Here is a 17597-nt window from a genome sequence, read left to right as displayed (position 1 = left end):
GGGGCGGCATTTCAATTACCTGCGAGGTTATGGCGATCTACGAGAGTGCCCGCAGCTTCGCCTTCACCTCGAGAAAATCCCGCCATGCCAGCTTCTTGTGCGCCGGCGTGCGCAGGAGATAGGCCGGATGCAGCGTCGGCATGGCCGGGATGGCGATGCCGGAGGCCGTGGTGTGGACGCGCCAGTTGCCGCGCAGCCGCAAAATGCCCTCCGAGGTGTTGAGCAAGGTCTTGGCCGACGGGCCGCCGAGGTTGACCAGCACCTTGGGATTGACCAGTTCAATTTGCCGCTCGATGAACGGCCGGCAGATCTCGGTCTCGTGCGGCGTCGGCGTGCGGTTGCCCGGCGGCCGCCACGGGATGACATTGGCAATGTAGACCGAAGTGCGGTCGAGCCCGATTGCGGCCAGCATGCGGTCGAGCAGCCGGCCCGAGCGGCCGACGAAGGGCAGCCCCTCGATGTCCTCGTCGCGGCCCGGCGCTTCGCCCACCAGCATCACCTCGGCGTCCGGGTTTCCGTCGGCGAAGACCAGGTTCTTGGCGGTGGCCTTGAGGTTGCAGCCGTCGAAGGCAGCCATGTGCTGGCGCAACTCCTCCAGGGTTGTTGCCGTTGTCGCCAACTGGCGCGCAAGCGCCGCCTGGGCTTCGTCTGGCACCGCGGCGACCGATGAACGCGCCGGGGGCGCATCAGGCACCTTGCTTGCATCCAGTCTGGGCGGTGCCGCTGGCCGCTCCGGCGCCTTCTCTTCGGGAGGTGGCGCCACCAGCGCCGGCGCGCGCTCGACAGGTCTCGGCGCCGCCTCGGCGAAGCGATTTACCGGGCCGTCTTCCAGCGCCTCGTCGACACCGGCGCTGGCATAGAAGGCCAAAATGTCGGCAATATCGGTCGGGCTGTTGGGGGACGCGGCAGTCATGGCGCGCACATTCGTCCGCATGACTGCATTTTGCAAGACCGGCCGCTTGCCCTATCCGGTCGGGATGCGCGGATCCTGCACCAGATAGAAGGTCCATCGCGGCGTGTAATCGGTCATCAGGAACTCGAAGCTGACGGTCTTCAGCGGGTCGACCTTGCCGTCCTTGAACAGCAGCCGGTCGTAAGGCTCGAACTCCCGGTCGAAATCGGCGAAATTGCTCGACCAGATATTGTCCGGCGTCTTGTTGCGTTGGTCGAAGGAAAGCCCGTCTCCAAACACGCTCGGCTGATCCAATACCTCCTGGAGCTCGAACTGGAATTCGATCCAGGCCTGGCCGCTGTTGTTGAGCACGTTGATGCGCATATACATGATGCCATTGGCGAATTCGCCCGCCTTGCCGAATGTCTGGATCGGCTTTGTCGTGCGGATGGTCAGCGTCACCGGTGTTGCCGAATTCAGCTCTTCGGTGATGACCAGCGGATCGTCCTTGGTTCCGATGCCGGAAGCTCCGGTGATGCGGAAGCCGCCGAGCTCGTCGGAGAAGGAATAGGCGCCTGTCGCCCAGACCTTCACCTCGTTCGCGGCGGCGTGACCCGGTGCCGCCACCAGAAGGGCCAGAAGAATCGCCCGGCGGACCCGGCCGGGCGGGAAAAGAAAGCGCGTCGAAGAAAAGCCCGCTGGCCCAGGAATGCGCATGGCCGGAAGTATGGCCGATAAGCAAGCCGCCGAACAATCAAAAAACGCAGGCGTGGCCGGTCTCGCCGGGCGCAAATGGCTGCCCTGCCGCAAGATGCGCGACTTTTTGGCCAAATCCGCATTGTCACGTCTGCGCCGGTTTCCTGTCGCCAATTGATGCGCTATGCAGCGCAAGAGCCAGCAAGATACGCGACAGCGGCAAGCCAGTGCGGAGGGGTTGATGAGCGATATCGAACGCGAAAGCATGGAATTCGACGTGGTCATCGTCGGTGCCGGTCCGGCCGGCCTTGCCGCCGCCATCCGCCTCAAGCAGGTCAATCCCGAGCTTTCCGTCGTCGTGCTGGAAAAGGGCGGCGAGGTCGGCGCCCATATCCTCTCCGGCGCCGTCGTCGATCCGATCGGCATCGACCGGCTGCTGCCCGGTTGGCGCGAGGAAGAAGGTCACCCGTTCAAGACGCCGGTCACTGCGGATCATTTCCTGGTGCTCGGCCCTGCCGGCTCGTTCCGCCTGCCCAACATATTGATGCCGCCGCTGATGAACAATCACGGCAACTACATCGTCTCGCTCGGCAATGTCTGCCGCTGGCTGGCTGGCAAGGCCGAGGCGCTCGGCGTCGAGATCTATCCGGGCTTTGCCGCTGCCGGCCTGCTCTACAATGAGGAGGGCGCCGTCACCGGCGTCGTCACCGGCGACATGGGCGTCGAGAAGGACGGCACGCATGGCCCGGGCTTCGCGCCGGGCATGGCGCTGATGGGCAAGTACGTGCTGATCGGCGAAGGCGCGCGCGGCTCGCTCGCCAAGCGGTTGATCGCCAAGTACAAGCTTTCCGACGGCCGCGAGCCAGGCAAATACGGCATCGGTCTCAAGGAACTCTGGCAGGTCAAGCCGGAGAACCATCGGCCGGGCCTGGTCCAGCATTCCTTCGGCTGGCCGCTCGACATGAAGACCGGCGGTGGCTCCTTCCTCTACCATCTCGAGGACAACCAGGTGGCGGTCGGCTTCGTCCTCCACCTCAACTACAAGAACCCGTACCTGTCGCCCTTCGAGGAATTCCAGCGTTTCAAGACCCATCCGGCGATCGCGGGCACGTTCGAGGGCGCCAAGCGGATCGGCTATGGCGCGCGCGCCATCACCGAGGGCGGCTGGCAGTCGGTGCCGAAACTGTCCTTCCCGGGCGGCGCGCTGATGGGTTGCGCTGCCGGTTTCGTCAACGTGCCGCGCATCAAGGGCTCCCACAATGCAGTCCTGTCGGGCATGCTGGCGGCCGATCATGTCGCCGAGGCGATCGGCGCCGGCCGTGCCAATGACGAGCTCACTTCCTACGAGCAAGCCTGGCGCGCGACCGATATCGGCAAGGATTTGAAGAAGGTTCGCAACGTCAAGCCGCTGTGGTCGCGCTTCGGCACCATCGTCGGCGTCGGTCTTGGCGGCCTCGACATGTGGCTGAACACGCTGTTCGGCATCTCGCCCTTCGGCACGCTGAAGCACGGCAAGGCCGACTATGCCACGCTCGAGCCCGCCGCCCAGCACAAGAAGATCGCCTATCCGAAGCCCGACGGCGTGCTGACCTTCGACCGCTTGTCCTCGGTGTTCCTGTCCAACACCAACCACGAAGAGAACGAGCCGGTCCATCTGCTGGTCGGCGATATGGAACTGCAGAAGCGGTCCGAGCACGATGTCTTCGCCGGGCCTTCGACACGCTATTGCCCGGCCGGCGTCTATGAATGGGTCGACAAGGACGGCAACGCCGCCGCCGATCCGGCGGCGAAAGACGTCCGCTTCGTCATCAACGCGCAGAACTGCGTCCACTGCAAGACTTGCGATATCAAGGATCCGAACCAGAACATCAACTGGGTGCCGCCGCAAGGCGGCGAGGGTCCGGTCTACCAGGGCATGTGACGTCGCGCGGCCGGCGGTTTCGGCCTCGGCGGCAGAAAATGTGGGTGGGGGCCGGCTGCGAGGGCATGCAGGTCAGCAGAACCGTTGAAACGGCCGCCGGTCTATGGTTCCCTTCTCCGGGGATAGGGAGAAGGCCGATGCGCCGCATAGTTCTGACATGCCTCGTCGCCATTGGGACGCTGTGTGCGCCTCAGGCCTCGGCCGGCACCAGGGCAGTCGTCCAGACGCGGACCTACGACGTCACGGGAGGCTCGGGCGCCGCCCTCATCGACGCGATGGACAGACAAGGCCCCCGGCACGGCTTCATGACGCACGCCATCGCCACAACCTCCTATACCGTCGACTGGGATCTCGACGCCGGCCAGGGCAACGGCTTCTGTCGGATGCGAGGGGGCAATGGCACGCTGAATCTTTCCTACACCTTCCCGCGCCTTGCCTCGCCCGCGACGCCGGCCCTGAGGAGGCGCTGGTACAGGTTTTTCGCAGGTGTTCGCGCCCATGAGGAAACACATGGGCGCATCGCCAGGGAGATGATGCGCGCTACGGAAAGGTCGATAACCGGCCTGCGGGTCGCCAACGACCCGTCCTGCCACAAGACGCGCCGCGAGGCGCGGCTGCGCATCCAGGCGATCTATGCCGAATATGAGGCCAAACAAATCGCCTTCGATCGGCGTGAACACCGCAATGGCGGCCATGTCGAGCATCTGATCGCTGCCTTGACCGGAAAACCTTGAACCAGGGCAATTCCAGGAAAAGTGTAAAGCGGTTTTCCCGGGAAAGCGCCGCAGCGGTTTCCCTTCGGAATTGCGTTGGAACAAGGGACCAGAGCCCTCGCCATCGCGGGACCTTGCCGCCAGCCCCGCTCGATTGGCGTGTCAGCTTTGCGGCTTCACCGACAAGTCGCTCGCCGCGAGCGCGGTGGCGTGGTCATTCTCAGGCTGCTTGTCGTCTGGCCTTAGCGTGAACTCGACAAGCACCGGCAGATGATCGGAGCCGGTGTCCTCCAGCCGCTTCGAAGACAGGATCGTCAAGCCGCCCTTGCTGAACACCTGGTCGATCGGCAGGCCCGCATAGCGGCGCAGGACGTCGGGCAGTGTCCGGTGGATCCAGGTCGGCCCGGCCGAAGGCATAAGAGTCAGCCCGCCGAAAGCCGCGACCCGCCGCACCGCCGCACTCCACGGCACGGCGTTGCAATCGCCGGCCATGATCGCGGTCTCGCCCAACCCGGCCAATGTCTGCGCCAGTTCGCCGATCTGCCAGTATTGCTCCTTCGGCCACGGCCAGCTCAAATGGATCGCGGCGACATCGACGTCGATCCCGCCGAAGTCGATGGTGGCGGTTGCCATCGCGCCGCGCGGCTCGCAGCGCGGTGTGGTGCCGGCCACGAACGGCCGGCGCGACAGCAACGCCACCCCGAACATGCCGTTCGGGTAGGGGCACAGGATACGGTAGGGATAGGCGCTGGCGATGTAGCCAAGCTCGGTCGTCCACATCTGCGACACCTCATCGAGGGTGATCACGTCCGGGTTGGCGCGGCCGATCAGGGAGAGCACTTTCTTCGGCGTCGGGTTGTTGAAGCGCAAATTCATCTGCAGCAGGCTGTAGACAGCCTGATCGGCGGGCTTGGCAACCGCCGGCTGCGGCCAGAGCCTCGGCAGGGCGCTTGCCGTCGTGGCCAGGCAGGCGATGGCAAACAGCAGCCCCGCTGCCGCTTGCAGCCGAAACGAGCTGGCAAGCAGCGGCAGTGCCAGAAGCGCCATGAGCACGCTGAAGTGAATGCGGAAATGCGAGAAGGAATCGAAGGCCGGATGCAGCGTGCCGAAGAATCCGGCCAACAGCGCGGCCGATAGCGCGGTCATCGCCAGGAATGCCAACCCAGCCATCATTTTCAAGCGCGCGCCTGTCATCATCGAGGTCGTGTCTGCCGAATGCCGCCTGACGATCCGTTCCATCTGCTTATCGGCCCAATTGTCGCCCGGGCAAGACGACGAAATGCATCGCCCAGGCGCTGCGGCGGCCTATTGGAACGCTGTCTCCGAAAAGCTCCGGAGCTTGCGCGAATGCAGCCGCTCCATCGGCATCTCGGCCAGCTTCTCCATCGCCCTGATGCCGATGGTAAGGTGCTGCGCCACCTGGCGCTTGTAGAACTCGGTCGCCATGCCAGGCAGCTTCAACTCGCCATGCAGCGGTTTGTCGGAAACGCACAGCAGCGTGCCATAGGGGACGCGGAAGCGGAAGCCATTGGCGGCGATCGTCGCCGATTCCATGTCGAGCGCGATGGCGCGCGACTGCGACAGGCGCTGCACCGGTCCACGCTGGTCGCGCAGTTCCCAGTTGCGGTTGTCGATGGTGGCGACCGTGCCGGTGCGCATGATGCGCTTCAGATCGTAGCCGGACAGGCCGGTGACTTCGGCGACCGCTTCCTGCAGGGCAACCTGGATTTCCGCCAACGGCGGAATCGGAACCCAGACCGGAAGGTCGTCGTCCAGCACGTGATCTTCGCGCACATAGGCATGCGCCAGCACATAGTCGCCGAGCGCCTGGGTGTTGCGCAGCCCGGCGCAATGGCCAAGCATCACCCAGGCATGCGGCCGCAGCACGGCGATATGGTCGGTGATCGTCTTGGCATTGGAAGGGCCGACGCCGATGTTGACCATTGTGATGCCGCCATGGTTCGGCTTTTTCAGGTGATAGGCCGGCATTTGCGGCAGGCGCTGCGGCCCAACGCCTTCGCTGGGCGCGTTCTGCCCGGCTTTGGTCACGACATTGCCCGGCTCGACGAATTCCGCGTAACCGCCGCCGCCCTTCTCCATCAGGTCGCGGGCGCGGGCGACGAACTCGTCGATGTAGAACTGGTAGTTGGTGAACAGCACGAAGTTCTGGAAATGCTGCGGGCTGGTGGCCGTATAGTGGGTCATGCGGTGCAGCGAATAGTCGATGCGCTGCGCCGTGAACGGCGCCAGCGGCCTTGGTTCGCCGAAGGCCACTTCGAACGTGCCGTTGGCGATCTGGTCGTCGGTGCCGTCGAGATCCGGCACGTCGAACAGGTCGCGGATCGGCCGCTCGATGCGCTCCGCGGCGGCTCCGTCGACGTAAGTTCCCTCCAGGAAGGCGAAATGCAGCGGAATGGGCGTGGTCGATTCCGAGACCGTGACCGAGACACCGTGGTTGCGCATGATCAGGCGCAGCTGTTCGACCAGATAGCTCTCGAACAGGTGCGGCTGCGTGATCGTGGTGGCGAAATGGCCGGGTGTCGGCATATGGCCGTAGGCTTGGCGCGAGTCGACCTGGGTAAAGGAACTCGTGGTGACGCCGATCTCGGGATAGAAGGCGCGGTAGCGCTTGCTGCTGTCGCCGCCGGCGGCCGCCAGGGCCGCGAAGGCGTCGCGCAGGAACTTGGTGTTGCGGTCGTAAAGCAGCTGCAGTGCGGCAACTGCTTTTTCGGCGCTGTCGAAGCTTTGCCGGCCAAAAGGCTCCGGCATGACGACAGATTCGATGGCTTGGGGGTAGATTCGCTTTTCCATGGCTCAATATAGAGACTTGGACGAGCGGTTGGGAGGGGTGTCGCTGCCGAAGGCGCTCAAAGCGGAATTTTTCTTTATCCCCGCTGCAGGCTGACCAGCAGAACGAAACCCACGCCGGACTTCCTCAGGGCCGGCGCCTCGATCGTCGAGCCGGTGCCGCTACGCATCATCGGCACCGCCAGGACCGGCGCGGCCAGGAGCACCAGGATAAGCGCCGCCCGCGGCAGGAGCCGAAGGGTCTTGAGAGTGTTGGCGGCGATGCGGGTCATGATGTCTGAGCTTTCGAGGTCCGGGTTTCTTTGTTTCAGTGGCGAAGGTTGGTCGGGCAGGCGAGGCGGCATAGTCTGGTGGCTTCATCCCAGGAGCGGGGCGAACGGCCCGCTTCGGCGACGAGGATGGCGAAGAACATTCCAAACAGGCTCATCAGCAGGCAGACGATGGTGAAGCGGCGAGCAAGCATTGGGTCGTGTCTCCTTCAACGCGCTGGAGAATGCCCCAATGCCTCTGAACCGGCTCTGATGCCGGTGTTCATCTGCGGTTCAAATTGATTGACGGGATCTGGGCGGGTCGCCGGCGTGCGCGGCTACCGGCAGCGGGGGGCAAGAGCCCCAAGGCTTGACGTGCCGGTGAAACGAAAACGGGGCCCGCCGGGCCCCGTCAGGATGTCACAAGGATAGGCTGATCAGAGCCTGTGCCAGGTCTGGCTCTTGCAGATCAGTCCGCCAAGCACGCAGCCGCTCATCTTGAGCGCGGTGCCCGACAATGTCGCCTTGCCCGAATAGGTCTTGTCGTTTGCAGGATCGGTGATGCTGCCGGCATATTTGTTGTCGCCCGCCGCCTTGAGCGAGCCGATCGTCTTGCCGGCATATTTGCCCGATTTGAGCGTGATGGAAAACGAGTCGCTGCCTGAAATGGCAGCGGTATCCCCGGCTTGCGTTTTCCAATTGCCCTCGATCGGATCGGCCGACGCCGCACCCGCCATGATCAATGTGGCTGCAAGAGCCAGGCTCACTTTTCGAAACATATCTTGCTCCCTTTGGATAGCCGGCCGAATTCTCCGCCTCGCCGGTCTGCCGCTTACGCAAACGTAAGCTAATCCAGCTCCTGGCAAAACAAAAGCGGTGCCGCTGCGGAAGATCTTGGCATTTCAAAGCCCCCTGAATTGACGCCGTCGGCGAGGAAATGAAAACGACCGGCGCGTCCTGTTTGTTTCCCGTGGTTAGCGGAGTGTTGATCGAGGCTCGGAAAATTTTCGTCGAATTTGACGAAAATCGGCTGAATTGCTGGCTTCGTATCCTTAACGAATTTCCACGTTTACCTATTGTTTTAGCTTTGTTTTCCTCAAATTAAGCACGCCATTTAACGGCGGATTCAAGCCTGATCGGCATTCTCGAAAGCATCGAAAGAGCGGCCCGGACAAGACGAACGGAGGCAGCTCTCGGGAGCCAGACAGGGGACTAAAATGGCACGTTTTGAAATGCTTGAAGCAGGTTTCGGCGCCATGGGGGCAACTGCCCAGGCCGACATTCTTTTCGAACTGGGCATGATGTATGCGACCGGTCGCGATTGCGAAACCGACGTGGTTGCCGCCCACAAATGGTTCAACATCGCCGCCATCAAGGGCTCGGCCCGTGCCGCGGAACTGCGCTCGGAACTGTCGGCCGCCATGTCGAAGGTCGAGATCGCCAAGGCGCTGCGCGAAGCCCGCGAATGGATGACCATGCACTAGATTTCCGGCAGACGGGGATGCTCCGGCCAAGACCGCTCCAAGACGGTCGGGCCAAAACAGGGATAAGGCTGCGCAGACAGCCAGACCACAGGCCATGAACGACAAGAATGCGGCAGCCGGACAGGCCCAAGCCGTGCGACGGACCATGATCCCGAAAAGAATCCGTTTCTTCGGATCATGGCAGGGACGACAGGGAAGGCCACGTTGGGGTTCGCGGCGCGGGGGCGCTGGGGAAACAGCCCGATAGGCAAACAGCCACGACCAGCCGGAACAAGGCTGGCGTGGCTTTTTGCGTCGATGAGGGCTCGCAGGCCCAATCGAGTGGCGCCAATGCGCCTAGACAGGCCCAATGAAGGATGAAATTGTCCCGCCTCTCTGGAAGAAGCGCGGCCGGGGCGGCCGCGCGTGAGTGGAGGAGTTCTATTGCCATGAAAAAAATGTGTATTTTGAGCGCGGCCATTTTCGGCCTGATGATGAGTGCGCCAGTGGCATTCGCGGACGACATCACCGTTTCGGTGGTCGGCCCGATGACCGGACAGCTCGCCACCATCGGCGACCAGTTCAAGCAGGGCGCACAGGCCGCCGCCGACGCCATCAACGCCGCCGGCGGCGTCAACGGCTCGATGATCAAGCTCGACATCGAGGACGACCAGTGCGATCCCAAGCAGGCCGTGTCGGTCGCCAACCGCATCGTCGCCAACGGCGTCAAGTTCATCGACGGCCATGCCTGCTCGGGCTCGAGCATTCCCGCTTCGGCCGTCTATGCCGAGGCCGGTGCGCTGATGATGAGCCCGGCTTCCTCGAACCCGGTGCTGACCGACGCGGCCGCCAAGGCCGGCTGGCCGACCATCATGCGCCTCTATACGCGTGACGATGCACAGGGCGCCTTCATCGGCCCGTGGATCGCCAAGAAATATGCCGGCAAGAATGTCGTCATCCTGCACGACAAGAGCGCTTACGGTCAGGGCGTGGCCGATGCCGTCAGGGCGACCATGAACACTGGCGGCCTCAAGGAAGTCTATTATGACGCCATCAATCCCGGCGAGAAGGACTATTCGGCGCTCGTCACCAAGCTGAAGGATCTCAAGGCCGACGTCGTTTATTTCGGCGGCTACCATCCGGAAGCCGGCCTGATCCTGCGTCAGTCGGCCGAACAAAACCTGAAGTTCCAGCTGATCATGCCGGACTCCATCGCCTCGCCGGAATTCTGGCAGGTTGCCGGCCCGGCTGGGGAAGGCACCATGTTCGTCTTCCCGTCGGACCCGCAGGCAAAGCCGGAAGCCAAGGCCGCTGTAGAAAAGATCAAGGCCGGCGGCTTCGTGCCGGAAGGCTTCACGCTGTTCTCCTACGCCGTGGTCCAGGCTTTCGCCGAAGGCATCAAGCGCGCCGGCAGCGACGATCCGGCCAAGGTTGCCGAAGCGTTGAAGAACGGCACGCCGATCAGCACCGTTGTCGGCGACGTCACCTTCGACGAGAAGGGCGACCTCAAGAACGCCAGCTACGACATCAACCAGTGGCATGACGGCAAGTACGCGCCGATCGCGCAGTAATCTCGGGTAGTGATGTAATTCAAGGAAATGGCCGGGATTTCACCCCGGCCATTTTGTTTGCCGTTCGCGAAGCGTTCCGCTCATCGGCCCGCGGCAGCGGTCTGGGCGCTCTGTTCCTCTACGAACCGCACCAGCACAGTCCCGTCGGTGACCTGCGCCCCTTCCGCGGCGATCTCGGCAACCACCGCGTCATGCGGGGCGGCAATGGTGTGCTCCATCTTCATCGCCTCGAGGATCAGCAACGGTTGCCCCTTGATCACCGCGTCGCCCTTAGCCACGCGCACCAGCTTGACCAGACCCGGCATCGGCGCGCGCAGGCTGCCGGAAGCGGCGGCCGCGTCATCGCTCCGTGCCAACGGGTCCGTCACCGCGAATGTGTAGCCGACGGCGCCTTCGAACACCGTGATGTGGCCAGGCCAGCGGGCAAGGCGCGGAGCGGCGCGAAAATCATGCGAATTGGTGCTGTCATAGGGCGCATCGAGCGCCACCTGGAAGCGCCCGTCCGGCCGCACTGAAACCTTTGCCAGTATATCGGCCTCGCCGAACTTCAGCCGCGTGCGCCGCGCCACGCCGTGGAAATGCGCGTAGCCGGAAAGCGACGACCATGGGTCGTTCGATGGCGGCAAGGCTGCTGCGCCGGAGGCGGCAAGGGCTGCTGCCGAGACGATTTCGCCGGTCGGCGGCGCGACGCCGGTCAGTGCCGCCTGATGTCTGCCGATCAGGCCGGTGTCGACGTCACCAGCACAAAAGTCGGGATCGGCGGCAAGGGCGGCAAGGAAGCCGGTGTTGACGGTGGAACCGGCGATTTCGGTCCGCGACAGCGCCGCGCCGAGCGCTTCCAACGCTGCTTGCCTGTCCTTTGCATGAACCACCAGCTTGGCGATCATCGGATCGTAATAGGGGGAGATGGCATCGCCGGCCCGCACGCCGGTTTCGACGCGCATCGTGGCGCCCTCGCAGGCCGCCTCAGGGAACTTCAGATGATGCAGCGTGCCCGTTGCGGGCAGGAACCCCTTTGCCGCATCCTCGGCATAGATGCGCGCCTCCAGGGCATGGCCGGTCAGCGCGATCTCGCTCTGCGTCTTCGGCAACTTTTCGCCGCTGGCAACCCGCAGCTGCCACTCGACCAGATCGGTGCCGGTGACCATTTCGGTGACGGGGTGCTCGACCTGCAGGCGGGTGTTCATCTCCATGAACCAGAAGCGGTCGGGCTTGAGGCCTTGCGAGGCATCGACGATGAACTCGATGGTGCCGGCGCCTGAGTAGCCGATCGCCTTTGCGGCCTTCACGGCGGCTTCCGTCATCGCCTTGCGCAGCGCCGGCGTCATGCCGGGGGCAGGGGCTTCCTCGATCACCTTCTGGTGGCGGCGCTGCGCCGAGCAGTCGCGTTCGTAGAGATGCACCGCGTTGCCGAAATTGTCGCCGAACACCTGCACTTCTATGTGCCGTGGCTTGTCGACATATTTTTCGACAAGCACGCGGTCGTCGCCGAAAGCAGCCTTTGCCTCGCGCCGGGCGCCGGACAGCGCCTCGGAGAAATCATCGGGATGTTCGACGCGCCGCATGCCCTTGCCGCCGCCGCCGGCGCGCGCCTTGATCAGCACGGGATAGCCGATCTCGCGTGCCTTGGAGGCAAGCAGCACGATCTCCTGCGCTTCGCCATGATAGCCTGGAACGACGGGAACGCCGGCTTTCTCCATCAGCCGCTTGGCGGCGTCCTTCAGCCCCATGGCGCGGATCGAGGCCGCCGATGGGCCGATGAAGGTGAGCCCCGCCGCCACCACCTGGTCGACGAAATCAGGATTTTCCGACAGGAAGCCGTAACCGGGATGGATGGCTTGCGTCCCCGTCGAAAGCGCCGCCGCGACAATCCGGTCCCCCCGCAAGTAACTCTCACCGACCGGCGAGGGGCCGATGTGAACGGCCTCGTCGGCCATCTCGACATGCAGGGATTTCGCGTCGGCGTCAGAATAGACGGCGACGGTGTGCACGCCCATCTTGCGGGCCGTGCGGATGACACGGGAGGCGATCTCGCCGCGATTGGCGATCAGGATCTTGCTGAACATGGAGCCTCCGTAGCCAGGCCTTGCTGAAAGCGACGCAGGCGTTCCTTCGCGCCCCCTCTGGGTCGCAAACCTATATGGATAGGCTTTCCGTTTGCCGGATGCTGCCTTGCAGTTCGGCACTTGATATAGAGCGCCCCCTTACCAAGGGAGCGCTCTACGAGCGAAGCGCATGTGCCTATTTCGATGCCGAGATCGCGCAGCCGCCACTTGCGGTCTTTAGCTTCCAACGCGTCAATCCAGCCTGGCAGTTGCGCAGCGCCATCTCCTCCGCGGCCTTCTGGGAAGGTGCGTTGAGCTTCGTCCCGCAGATGATGTAGAGGTCGACGACTCGCGAATAAAAGGTCGTGGCGTAGGCCGAATGACCGCTCGCCGCAACGTAGCCCTTGTAGGCAACGTTGCATTCGCCCGAGCCCACGGTCGGCGGAAAACGCACGTCTCCCTTGCTTCCTGCGAGTGATCCGGCCTGGCCGGCGCCAGCTGTGGTGAATATTAGTATGGATGCAAGTATCGAGGCAGCCATCCCCCGGCAATATTTCAGTTCCATTCCCACCCTGTCCCCATTGCATTGCACGGGACAAGCAGTAGCGAATATTTTGTCTCGACGCCAGTTCGCCAGCGGAGATTCGACGCTGCCTATGCTGATGAATCGATTGGTCCATACAGTTCAACCCTCCCGGAGCGCAGCAACGGTTCGCCGGTATAGTTCCGCCGTATGCTCGTCGAAGCAGCAGAAGATGACGGTTTCGGGCATGGGTTTCTCTTCAATGATCATGCTGACAGTGCCGACGGCGATTTCGGTCGCCTCAGCCCTGGGGTAGCGGTAAACACCGGTCGAGATCGCGGGAAACGCCACCGAACGGCAATCATTGGCGGTCGCGAGTTCCAGCGACCTGCGATAGCAAGAGGCCAGCAGTTCGGCTTCGCCCTTGCCGCCGCCCTGCCAGACCGGCCCGACAGTGTGGATGATATGTCGAGCCGGCAGCTTGTAACCCTTGGTGATCTTGGCGTCGCCGACCCTGCATCCGTTCAACATCCGGCATTCGACCTCGAGCTCACGACCCGCCGCGCGGTGGATGGCGCCATCGACTCCACCGCCGCCGAGAAGCGAGGTGTTGGCGGCATTGACGATGGCGTCGACATCCAGCTTCGTGATGTCCCCGGTGTGAATGCGGATCCTGTCCAACGCCTTGCTCATCTCACATCCTGAACACGCCGAAGCGCGTGTCCTCGATCTCGGCGTTGAGCGACGCGGAAAGGCTGAGCGCCAGCACCTCGCGCGTCTTCGCCGGATCGATGATGCCGTCGTCCCAGAGGCGGGCCGACGAGTAGAGCGGATGGCCCTCATGCTCGTATTTCATCAGGATCGGCTTCTTGAATTTCGCTTCCTCCTCGGCGCTCCACTCGCCGCCCTTGCGCTCGATGCCTTCGCGCTTGACCATGGCGAGCACGGTTGCCGCCTGTTCGCCGCCCATCACCGAGATGCGCGCATTCGGCCACATCCACAGGAAGCGCGGCGAGTAAGCGCGGCCGCACATGCCGTAATTGCCGGCGCCGAACGAGCCGCCGATGATCACGGTCACCTTCGGCACCCTGGCGGTGGCAACCGCCATCACCAGCTTGGCGCCATCCTTGGCAATGCCGCCGGCCTCGTATTTCCGGCCGACCATGAAGCCGGTGATGTTCTGCAGAAAGACCAGCGGGATCCCGCGCTGGCAGCACAGCTCGATGAAATGCGCGCCCTTCAGCGCGCTTTCGGAAAACAGCACGCCATTGTTGGCGATGATGCCGACCGGCATGCCGTGGAGATGGGCAAAACCGGTGATCAGCGTCGTGCCGTAATTCTGCTTGAACTCGTCGAACTCGGAACCGTCGACGAGGCGCGCGATCACCTCGCGCACGTCATAGGGCTGGCGCAAATCGGTCGGCACGACGCCGTAGAGTTCATCCGCCGGATGAAGCGGCGGAATCGATCTCTGTAAGTTTAGGCTTACGGTCTTGTTCCGATTCAGGTTTTTGACTATGCGCCGGCAGATGGCGAGCGCATGTTCGTCGTCCATCGCATAGTGGTCGGCAACGCCGGAGAGCCGCGTATGCACATCCGCGCCCCCCAGATCCTCGGCGCTGACGTCCTCGCCGGTGGCCGCCTTCACCAGCGGTGGGCCGCCGAGAAAAATGGTTGCCTGGTTGCGCACCATGATCGTCTCGTCCGACATCGCCGGCACATAGGCGCCTCCCGCCGTGCAGGACCCCATGACACAGGCGATCTGCGGGATGCCGGCCGCCGACATGTTGGCCTGGTTGTAGAAGATGCGGCCGAAATGCTCGCGGTCGGGAAACACCTCGTCCTGGTTGGGCAGATTGGCGCCGCCGCTGTCGACCAGATAGATGCAGGGCAGATTGTTCTGCAGCGCGATTTCCTGCGCGCGCAGATGCTTTTTCACCGTCAATGGATAGTAGGTGCCGCCCTTCACCGTGGCATCGTTGACGACGACCATCACCTCGGTGCCCTCGACCCGGCCGACGCCGGCGATCATGCCGGCCGAGGAAATCTCCTCGCCATACATCGACCACGCCGCGAACTGGCCGATCTCGAGGAAGGGCGAACCAGTGTCGAGCAATTGTGCCAGGCGTTCGCGCGGCAGCAGCTTTCCACGCGAAATATGGCGCTCGCGCGCCTCCTCCGAGCCGCCGCGCTCGACGGTCGCGGCCTTTTCGGCGATGTCGGCGACCAGCGCGCGCATGCGATCGGCATTGGCGCGGAAGATGTCGGAGGAGGGGGAGATCTGAGTCTGCAGGACGGCCATGCTCACACCCCCTCCGCCATGATCTCGCGGCCGATGAGCCAGCGCCGGATTTCGCTGGTGCCGGCGCCGATCTCGTAAAGCTTGGCGTCGCGCAGCAGCCGGCCGGTCGGATAATCGTTGATGTAGCCGTTGCCGCCCAGCAGCTGGATGGCGTCCAACGCCATCTGCGTCGCCTTTTCGGCGGCGAACAAAACACAGCCGGCGGCGTCCTTGCGGGTGGTCTGGCCGCGGTCGCAGGCGGCCGCGACGGCGTAGACGTAGGCGCGCGCGGCGTTCATCACCGTGTACATGTCGGCAAGCTTGCCTTGCACCAGCTGAAACTCGCCGATCGGCTGGCCGAACTGCTTGCGTTCGTGCACATAGGGAATCACCACGTCGAGGCAGGCTGCCATCAGGCCGATCGGGCCGCCGGCGAGCACCGTGCGCTCATAGTCTAGGCCCGACATCAGCACCTCGACGCCGCGTCCTTCCTCATGCAGCAAATTGTCGAACGGTACCTCGACATTTTCAAACACCAGTTCGCCGGTGCTGGAGCCGCGCATGCCGAGTTTGTCGAGTTTCTGCGCCACGGAGAATCCCGTCATGGCCTTCTCGACGATGAAGGCGGTGATGCCGCGCGATTTCCGCTCCGGGTCGGTCTTGGCATAGACGACAAGCGTATCGGCGTCCGGGCCGTTGGTGATCCACATCTTGGTGCCGTTGAGCACATAGCGGTCATTGCGCTTTTCGGCGCGCAGCTTGAGCGAGACGACGTCCGAGCCGGCGCCGGATTCAGACATCGCCAGCGCGCCGACACGCTCGCCCGAACACAGCGGCGGCAGGAACTTTTCCTTCTGCGCCGGCGTCGCCCAGCGGTTGATCTGGTTGACGCAGAGGTTGGAGTGGGCGCCGTAGGAAAGACCGACCGAAGCCGACGCGCGGGAGATTTCCTCCACCGCAATCACATGGGCGAGATAACCCATGCCGCTGCCGCCGAACTCGGGATCGGCGGTGATGCCGAGCAGGCCGAGTTCGCCGAGCTCGCGCCACAGATGCGCCGGAAATTCGTTCTGGCGGTCGATATCGCCGGCGATCGGGGCGATCCTGTCCTGGGCGAAGCGCCGCACCATATCGCGCAGCGCCTCGATGTCCTCGTCATACCCGAAGCTGAGCGTGTTGGTGTACATGGCGTTCCTCCCGCCGCATGACCCCGAAAATCGACTTCGATTTTCGGAAAGGATCATGCGCAAAATTCAAGTGCTACAGCGTCCTTTGCACGTCCGAGGGACGTGCGGCGCTGCAGGTATCCATCCTCGCGCCAACCAGGCGCATTGTCATCGAAAGATATGTCGCCGTCACTTCAGAGACCGACAGCCGCTCGCCCGGGCGAAACCAGACGATGACGCCGGTCATCATCTGGATCAGCGCCATGGCCGTCAGACCGGTGTCCTCGATGCTGAAGTCGCCGGCCTCGGCGCCTTCGCGCAAGATGCTGCGCAGTTCCTTTTCGTAGGCTGTGCGCATGCGCAGGATCTGGGTCAGCCTGTCGGGCGACAGGCTGCGCAGTTCCATGTTCGACACATGCGTGGCATGCCGGCGCTCGATGTGGAAAGCGATGTGGTTGCGCACATAGGCCGCAAGCTGCTCCGCCGGATCTGCATCGGTTGGCCTCGTGTGTTCCCAGGCCTGGCGAAGCCCCTCCATGTGCTCGCGCATCAGAGTGAACAGCAGGTCTTCCTTGGTCGGGAAATAGCGATAGAGCGCGGCCGCCTGCACGCCGACCTCGGCCGCCAGCCGGCGCATCGACATCGCCTCGTAGCCATAGCGTGCGATCAGGTTGACCGCCGCTTCGCGGACTGCCGCCTCGGTTCGCTCGCCGTCGGATCCCGTGGTGCGCGCCATGATCGCCTCGTTAGGCTGACAAAAATAAAACGAACGTTCAATTAATTCAAGAGTGCCAGTCTAGTCAAATGATGCGCATGCGCCTATGCGACGATTCTGAAATCTCCAGGCGCGGTCCAGGTCTCGATCTCCTCGACATCGACTCGGGAGACTGAAGCGCCCGCCGGGCCCTGCCGAAGCCGTTCGATCATGGACGAAACAGCCGTTTCGGCGCCGGCGAGCCATGCCGTTACCGTGCCGTCTCTTTCGTTGCGCACCCAGCCCACCAGCCCAAGCCCTGCCGCTTCGCCTCTCGCCCAGATCCTGTAGCCGACGCCTTGCACCCTGCCGTGTACGCGGGCCTGCACGGCCCTTTTCCGATCGTTCATCGTGCGCTCCCTTGCATAGAGTCTGGCGCAGGATCGAGCGAAGGCAACTGGCTTGAAGGGACTATCGAACGGAAGCCGAGGCTTGCTCGTAAGATGGATGACTTGATCCAATAAAAAGTTGACTTGATCAACTTTTACGCAATGATCCACCGATGTGGAATCTCAG

General features: G+C 63.4%; 19 protein-coding genes. 5 read left to right on the top strand and 14 right to left on the bottom strand.

What is annotated here, in order from left to right:
* Window positions 1-37 precede the first annotated feature (37 nt).
* Together CK227_RS22170 and CK227_RS22165 are read right to left on the bottom strand one after the other, a co-directional pair.
* Window positions 38-913, bottom strand: coding sequence for a uracil-DNA glycosylase (locus CK227_RS22170; protein WP_179296330.1), 876 nt, complete (start codon window positions 911-913; stop codon window positions 38-40).
* 51 nt (window positions 914-964) lie between these two features.
* The gene (locus CK227_RS22165; protein ID WP_095770750.1) at window positions 965-1609 is read right to left on the bottom strand and encodes a hypothetical protein; all 645 of its coding nucleotides are present in this window, start codon (window positions 1607-1609) and stop codon (window positions 965-967) included.
* Between CK227_RS22165 and CK227_RS36815 the strand changes: the two genes are divergently transcribed.
* The 3 genes from CK227_RS36815 to CK227_RS22155 all read left to right on the top strand — a co-directional run bounded on the left by CK227_RS36815 (window position 1608) and on the right by CK227_RS22155 (window position 4243).
* Window positions 1608-1766 (top strand): hypothetical protein, encoded by a 159-nt coding sequence (locus CK227_RS36815; RefSeq protein ID WP_179295755.1) that lies wholly within the window; start codon window positions 1608-1610, stop codon window positions 1764-1766. The genes CK227_RS22165 and CK227_RS36815 overlap by 2 nt on opposite strands.
* A 63-nt stretch (window positions 1767-1829) precedes the next feature.
* The gene (locus CK227_RS22160; RefSeq protein WP_095770940.1) at window positions 1830-3509 is read left to right on the top strand and encodes an electron transfer flavoprotein-ubiquinone oxidoreductase; all 1680 of its coding nucleotides are present in this window, start codon (window positions 1830-1832) and stop codon (window positions 3507-3509) included.
* A 137-nt stretch (window positions 3510-3646) separates the two neighbouring features.
* Window positions 3647-4243, top strand: a complete 597-nt coding sequence (locus CK227_RS22155; RefSeq protein ID WP_095770749.1) for a DUF922 domain-containing protein — start codon at window positions 3647-3649, stop codon at window positions 4241-4243.
* Window positions 4244-4384: 141 nt separating this feature from the next.
* On the opposite strand, the gene CK227_RS22150 is transcribed toward CK227_RS22155, so the two are convergent.
* From CK227_RS22150 to CK227_RS22135, 5 genes are all read right to left on the bottom strand, one after another.
* Window positions 4385-5461, bottom strand: a complete 1077-nt coding sequence (locus tag CK227_RS22150) for an endonuclease/exonuclease/phosphatase family protein (protein ID WP_245318006.1) — start codon at window positions 5459-5461, stop codon at window positions 4385-4387.
* 66 nt (window positions 5462-5527) lie between these two features.
* Window positions 5528-6991 carry an AMP nucleosidase gene (locus CK227_RS22145; protein ID WP_245318004.1) on the bottom strand — a complete coding sequence of 488 codons (1464 nt, stop codon included), beginning with the start codon at window positions 6989-6991 and terminating at the stop codon, window positions 5528-5530.
* A 116-nt stretch (window positions 6992-7107) separates the two neighbouring features.
* The gene (locus CK227_RS22140) at window positions 7108-7302 is read right to left on the bottom strand and encodes a hypothetical protein (protein WP_095770747.1); all 195 of its coding nucleotides are present in this window, start codon (window positions 7300-7302) and stop codon (window positions 7108-7110) included.
* A gap of 35 nt (window positions 7303-7337) precedes the next feature.
* Window positions 7338-7493, bottom strand: a complete 156-nt coding sequence (locus CK227_RS36810; protein WP_167514750.1) for a hypothetical protein — start codon at window positions 7491-7493, stop codon at window positions 7338-7340.
* Between the two features lie 222 nt (window positions 7494-7715).
* On the bottom strand, window positions 7716-8057 hold the full coding sequence (locus CK227_RS22135; protein WP_095770746.1) for a DUF2147 domain-containing protein: 342 nt from the start codon (window positions 8055-8057) through the stop codon (window positions 7716-7718).
* A 438-nt stretch (window positions 8058-8495) separates the two neighbouring features.
* Here CK227_RS22135 and CK227_RS22130 point away from each other — a divergent pair, with 438 nt between their 5' ends.
* Together CK227_RS22130 and CK227_RS22125 are read left to right on the top strand one after the other, a co-directional pair.
* Window positions 8496-8762: a sel1 repeat family protein gene (locus CK227_RS22130; protein ID WP_010915070.1), complete on the top strand. Its 267-nt coding sequence runs from the start codon at window positions 8496-8498 to the stop codon at window positions 8760-8762.
* Between the two features lie 428 nt (window positions 8763-9190).
* Window positions 9191-10312 (top strand): branched-chain amino acid ABC transporter substrate-binding protein, encoded by a 1122-nt coding sequence (locus CK227_RS22125; RefSeq protein WP_095770745.1) that lies wholly within the window; start codon window positions 9191-9193, stop codon window positions 10310-10312.
* An 80-nt stretch (window positions 10313-10392) separates the two neighbouring features.
* On the opposite strand, the gene CK227_RS22120 is transcribed toward CK227_RS22125, so the two are convergent.
* From CK227_RS22120 to CK227_RS22090, 7 genes are all read right to left on the bottom strand, one after another.
* Window positions 10393-12378, bottom strand: coding sequence for an acetyl/propionyl/methylcrotonyl-CoA carboxylase subunit alpha (locus tag CK227_RS22120; protein ID WP_095770744.1), 1986 nt, complete (start codon window positions 12376-12378; stop codon window positions 10393-10395).
* A gap of 175 nt (window positions 12379-12553) precedes the next feature.
* Window positions 12554-12922, bottom strand: a complete 369-nt coding sequence (locus tag CK227_RS22115) for a hypothetical protein (protein ID WP_095770743.1) — start codon at window positions 12920-12922, stop codon at window positions 12554-12556.
* A gap of 120 nt (window positions 12923-13042) precedes the next feature.
* Window positions 13043-13573 (bottom strand): O-acetyl-ADP-ribose deacetylase, encoded by a 531-nt coding sequence (locus CK227_RS22110; RefSeq protein WP_095770742.1) that lies wholly within the window; start codon window positions 13571-13573, stop codon window positions 13043-13045.
* A gap of 1 nt (window position 13574) precedes the next feature.
* Complete coding sequence (locus tag CK227_RS22105) at window positions 13575-15182, bottom strand: carboxyl transferase domain-containing protein (protein ID WP_095770741.1); 1608 nt, start codon at window positions 15180-15182, stop codon at window positions 13575-13577.
* 2 nt (window positions 15183-15184) lie between these two features.
* Window positions 15185-16348 (bottom strand): isovaleryl-CoA dehydrogenase, encoded by a 1164-nt coding sequence (locus tag CK227_RS22100; RefSeq protein ID WP_095770740.1) that lies wholly within the window; start codon window positions 16346-16348, stop codon window positions 15185-15187.
* Window positions 16349-16421: 73 nt separating this feature from the next.
* On the bottom strand, window positions 16422-17063 hold the full coding sequence (locus CK227_RS22095; protein ID WP_095770739.1) for a TetR/AcrR family transcriptional regulator: 642 nt from the start codon (window positions 17061-17063) through the stop codon (window positions 16422-16424).
* Window positions 17064-17146: 83 nt separating this feature from the next.
* Complete coding sequence (locus CK227_RS22090) at window positions 17147-17431, bottom strand: acylphosphatase (protein WP_095770738.1); 285 nt, start codon at window positions 17429-17431, stop codon at window positions 17147-17149.
* Window positions 17432-17597 lie beyond the last annotated feature (166 nt).

This window comes from Mesorhizobium sp. WSM4308, assembly GCF_002294905.1.
Lineage (GTDB): Bacteria > Pseudomonadota > Alphaproteobacteria > Rhizobiales > Rhizobiaceae > Mesorhizobium.
Note: the sequence above shows the minus strand (reverse complement) of the source record. Positions and strands in the feature narration are given on the sequence as shown.

Coding starts and splice junctions, on each gene's coding strand:
- CK227_RS22170 (WP_179296330.1), bottom strand. CDS start 913: ATGACTGCCGCGTCCCCCAACAGCCCGACCGATATTGCCGACATTTTG.
- CK227_RS36815 (WP_179295755.1), top strand. CDS start 1,608: ATGGCCGGAAGTATGGCCGATAAGCAAGCCGCCGAACAATCAAAAAAC.
- CK227_RS22165 (WP_095770750.1), bottom strand. CDS start 1,609: ATGCGCATTCCTGGGCCAGCGGGCTTTTCTTCGACGCGCTTTCTTTTC.
- CK227_RS22160 (WP_095770940.1), top strand. CDS start 1,830: ATGAGCGATATCGAACGCGAAAGCATGGAATTCGACGTGGTCATCGTC.
- CK227_RS22155 (WP_095770749.1), top strand. CDS start 3,647: ATGCGCCGCATAGTTCTGACATGCCTCGTCGCCATTGGGACGCTGTGT.
- CK227_RS22150 (WP_245318006.1), bottom strand. CDS start 5,461: ATGGAACGGATCGTCAGGCGGCATTCGGCAGACACGACCTCGATGATG.
- CK227_RS22145 (WP_245318004.1), bottom strand. CDS start 6,991: ATGCCGGAGCCTTTTGGCCGGCAAAGCTTCGACAGCGCCGAAAAAGCA.
- CK227_RS22140 (WP_095770747.1), bottom strand. CDS start 7,302: ATGACCCGCATCGCCGCCAACACTCTCAAGACCCTTCGGCTCCTGCCG.
- CK227_RS36810 (WP_167514750.1), bottom strand. CDS start 7,493: ATGCTTGCTCGCCGCTTCACCATCGTCTGCCTGCTGATGAGCCTGTTT.
- CK227_RS22135 (WP_095770746.1), bottom strand. CDS start 8,057: ATGTTTCGAAAAGTGAGCCTGGCTCTTGCAGCCACATTGATCATGGCG.
- CK227_RS22130 (WP_010915070.1), top strand. CDS start 8,496: ATGGCACGTTTTGAAATGCTTGAAGCAGGTTTCGGCGCCATGGGGGCA.
- CK227_RS22125 (WP_095770745.1), top strand. CDS start 9,191: ATGAAAAAAATGTGTATTTTGAGCGCGGCCATTTTCGGCCTGATGATG.
- CK227_RS22120 (WP_095770744.1), bottom strand. CDS start 12,378: ATGTTCAGCAAGATCCTGATCGCCAATCGCGGCGAGATCGCCTCCCGT.
- CK227_RS22115 (WP_095770743.1), bottom strand. CDS start 12,922: ATGGAACTGAAATATTGCCGGGGGATGGCTGCCTCGATACTTGCATCC.
- CK227_RS22110 (WP_095770742.1), bottom strand. CDS start 13,573: ATGAGCAAGGCGTTGGACAGGATCCGCATTCACACCGGGGACATCACG.
- CK227_RS22105 (WP_095770741.1), bottom strand. CDS start 15,182: ATGGCCGTCCTGCAGACTCAGATCTCCCCCTCCTCCGACATCTTCCGC.
- CK227_RS22100 (WP_095770740.1), bottom strand. CDS start 16,348: ATGTACACCAACACGCTCAGCTTCGGGTATGACGAGGACATCGAGGCG.
- CK227_RS22095 (WP_095770739.1), bottom strand. CDS start 17,063: ATGGCGCGCACCACGGGATCCGACGGCGAGCGAACCGAGGCGGCAGTC.
- CK227_RS22090 (WP_095770738.1), bottom strand. CDS start 17,431: ATGAACGATCGGAAAAGGGCCGTGCAGGCCCGCGTACACGGCAGGGTG.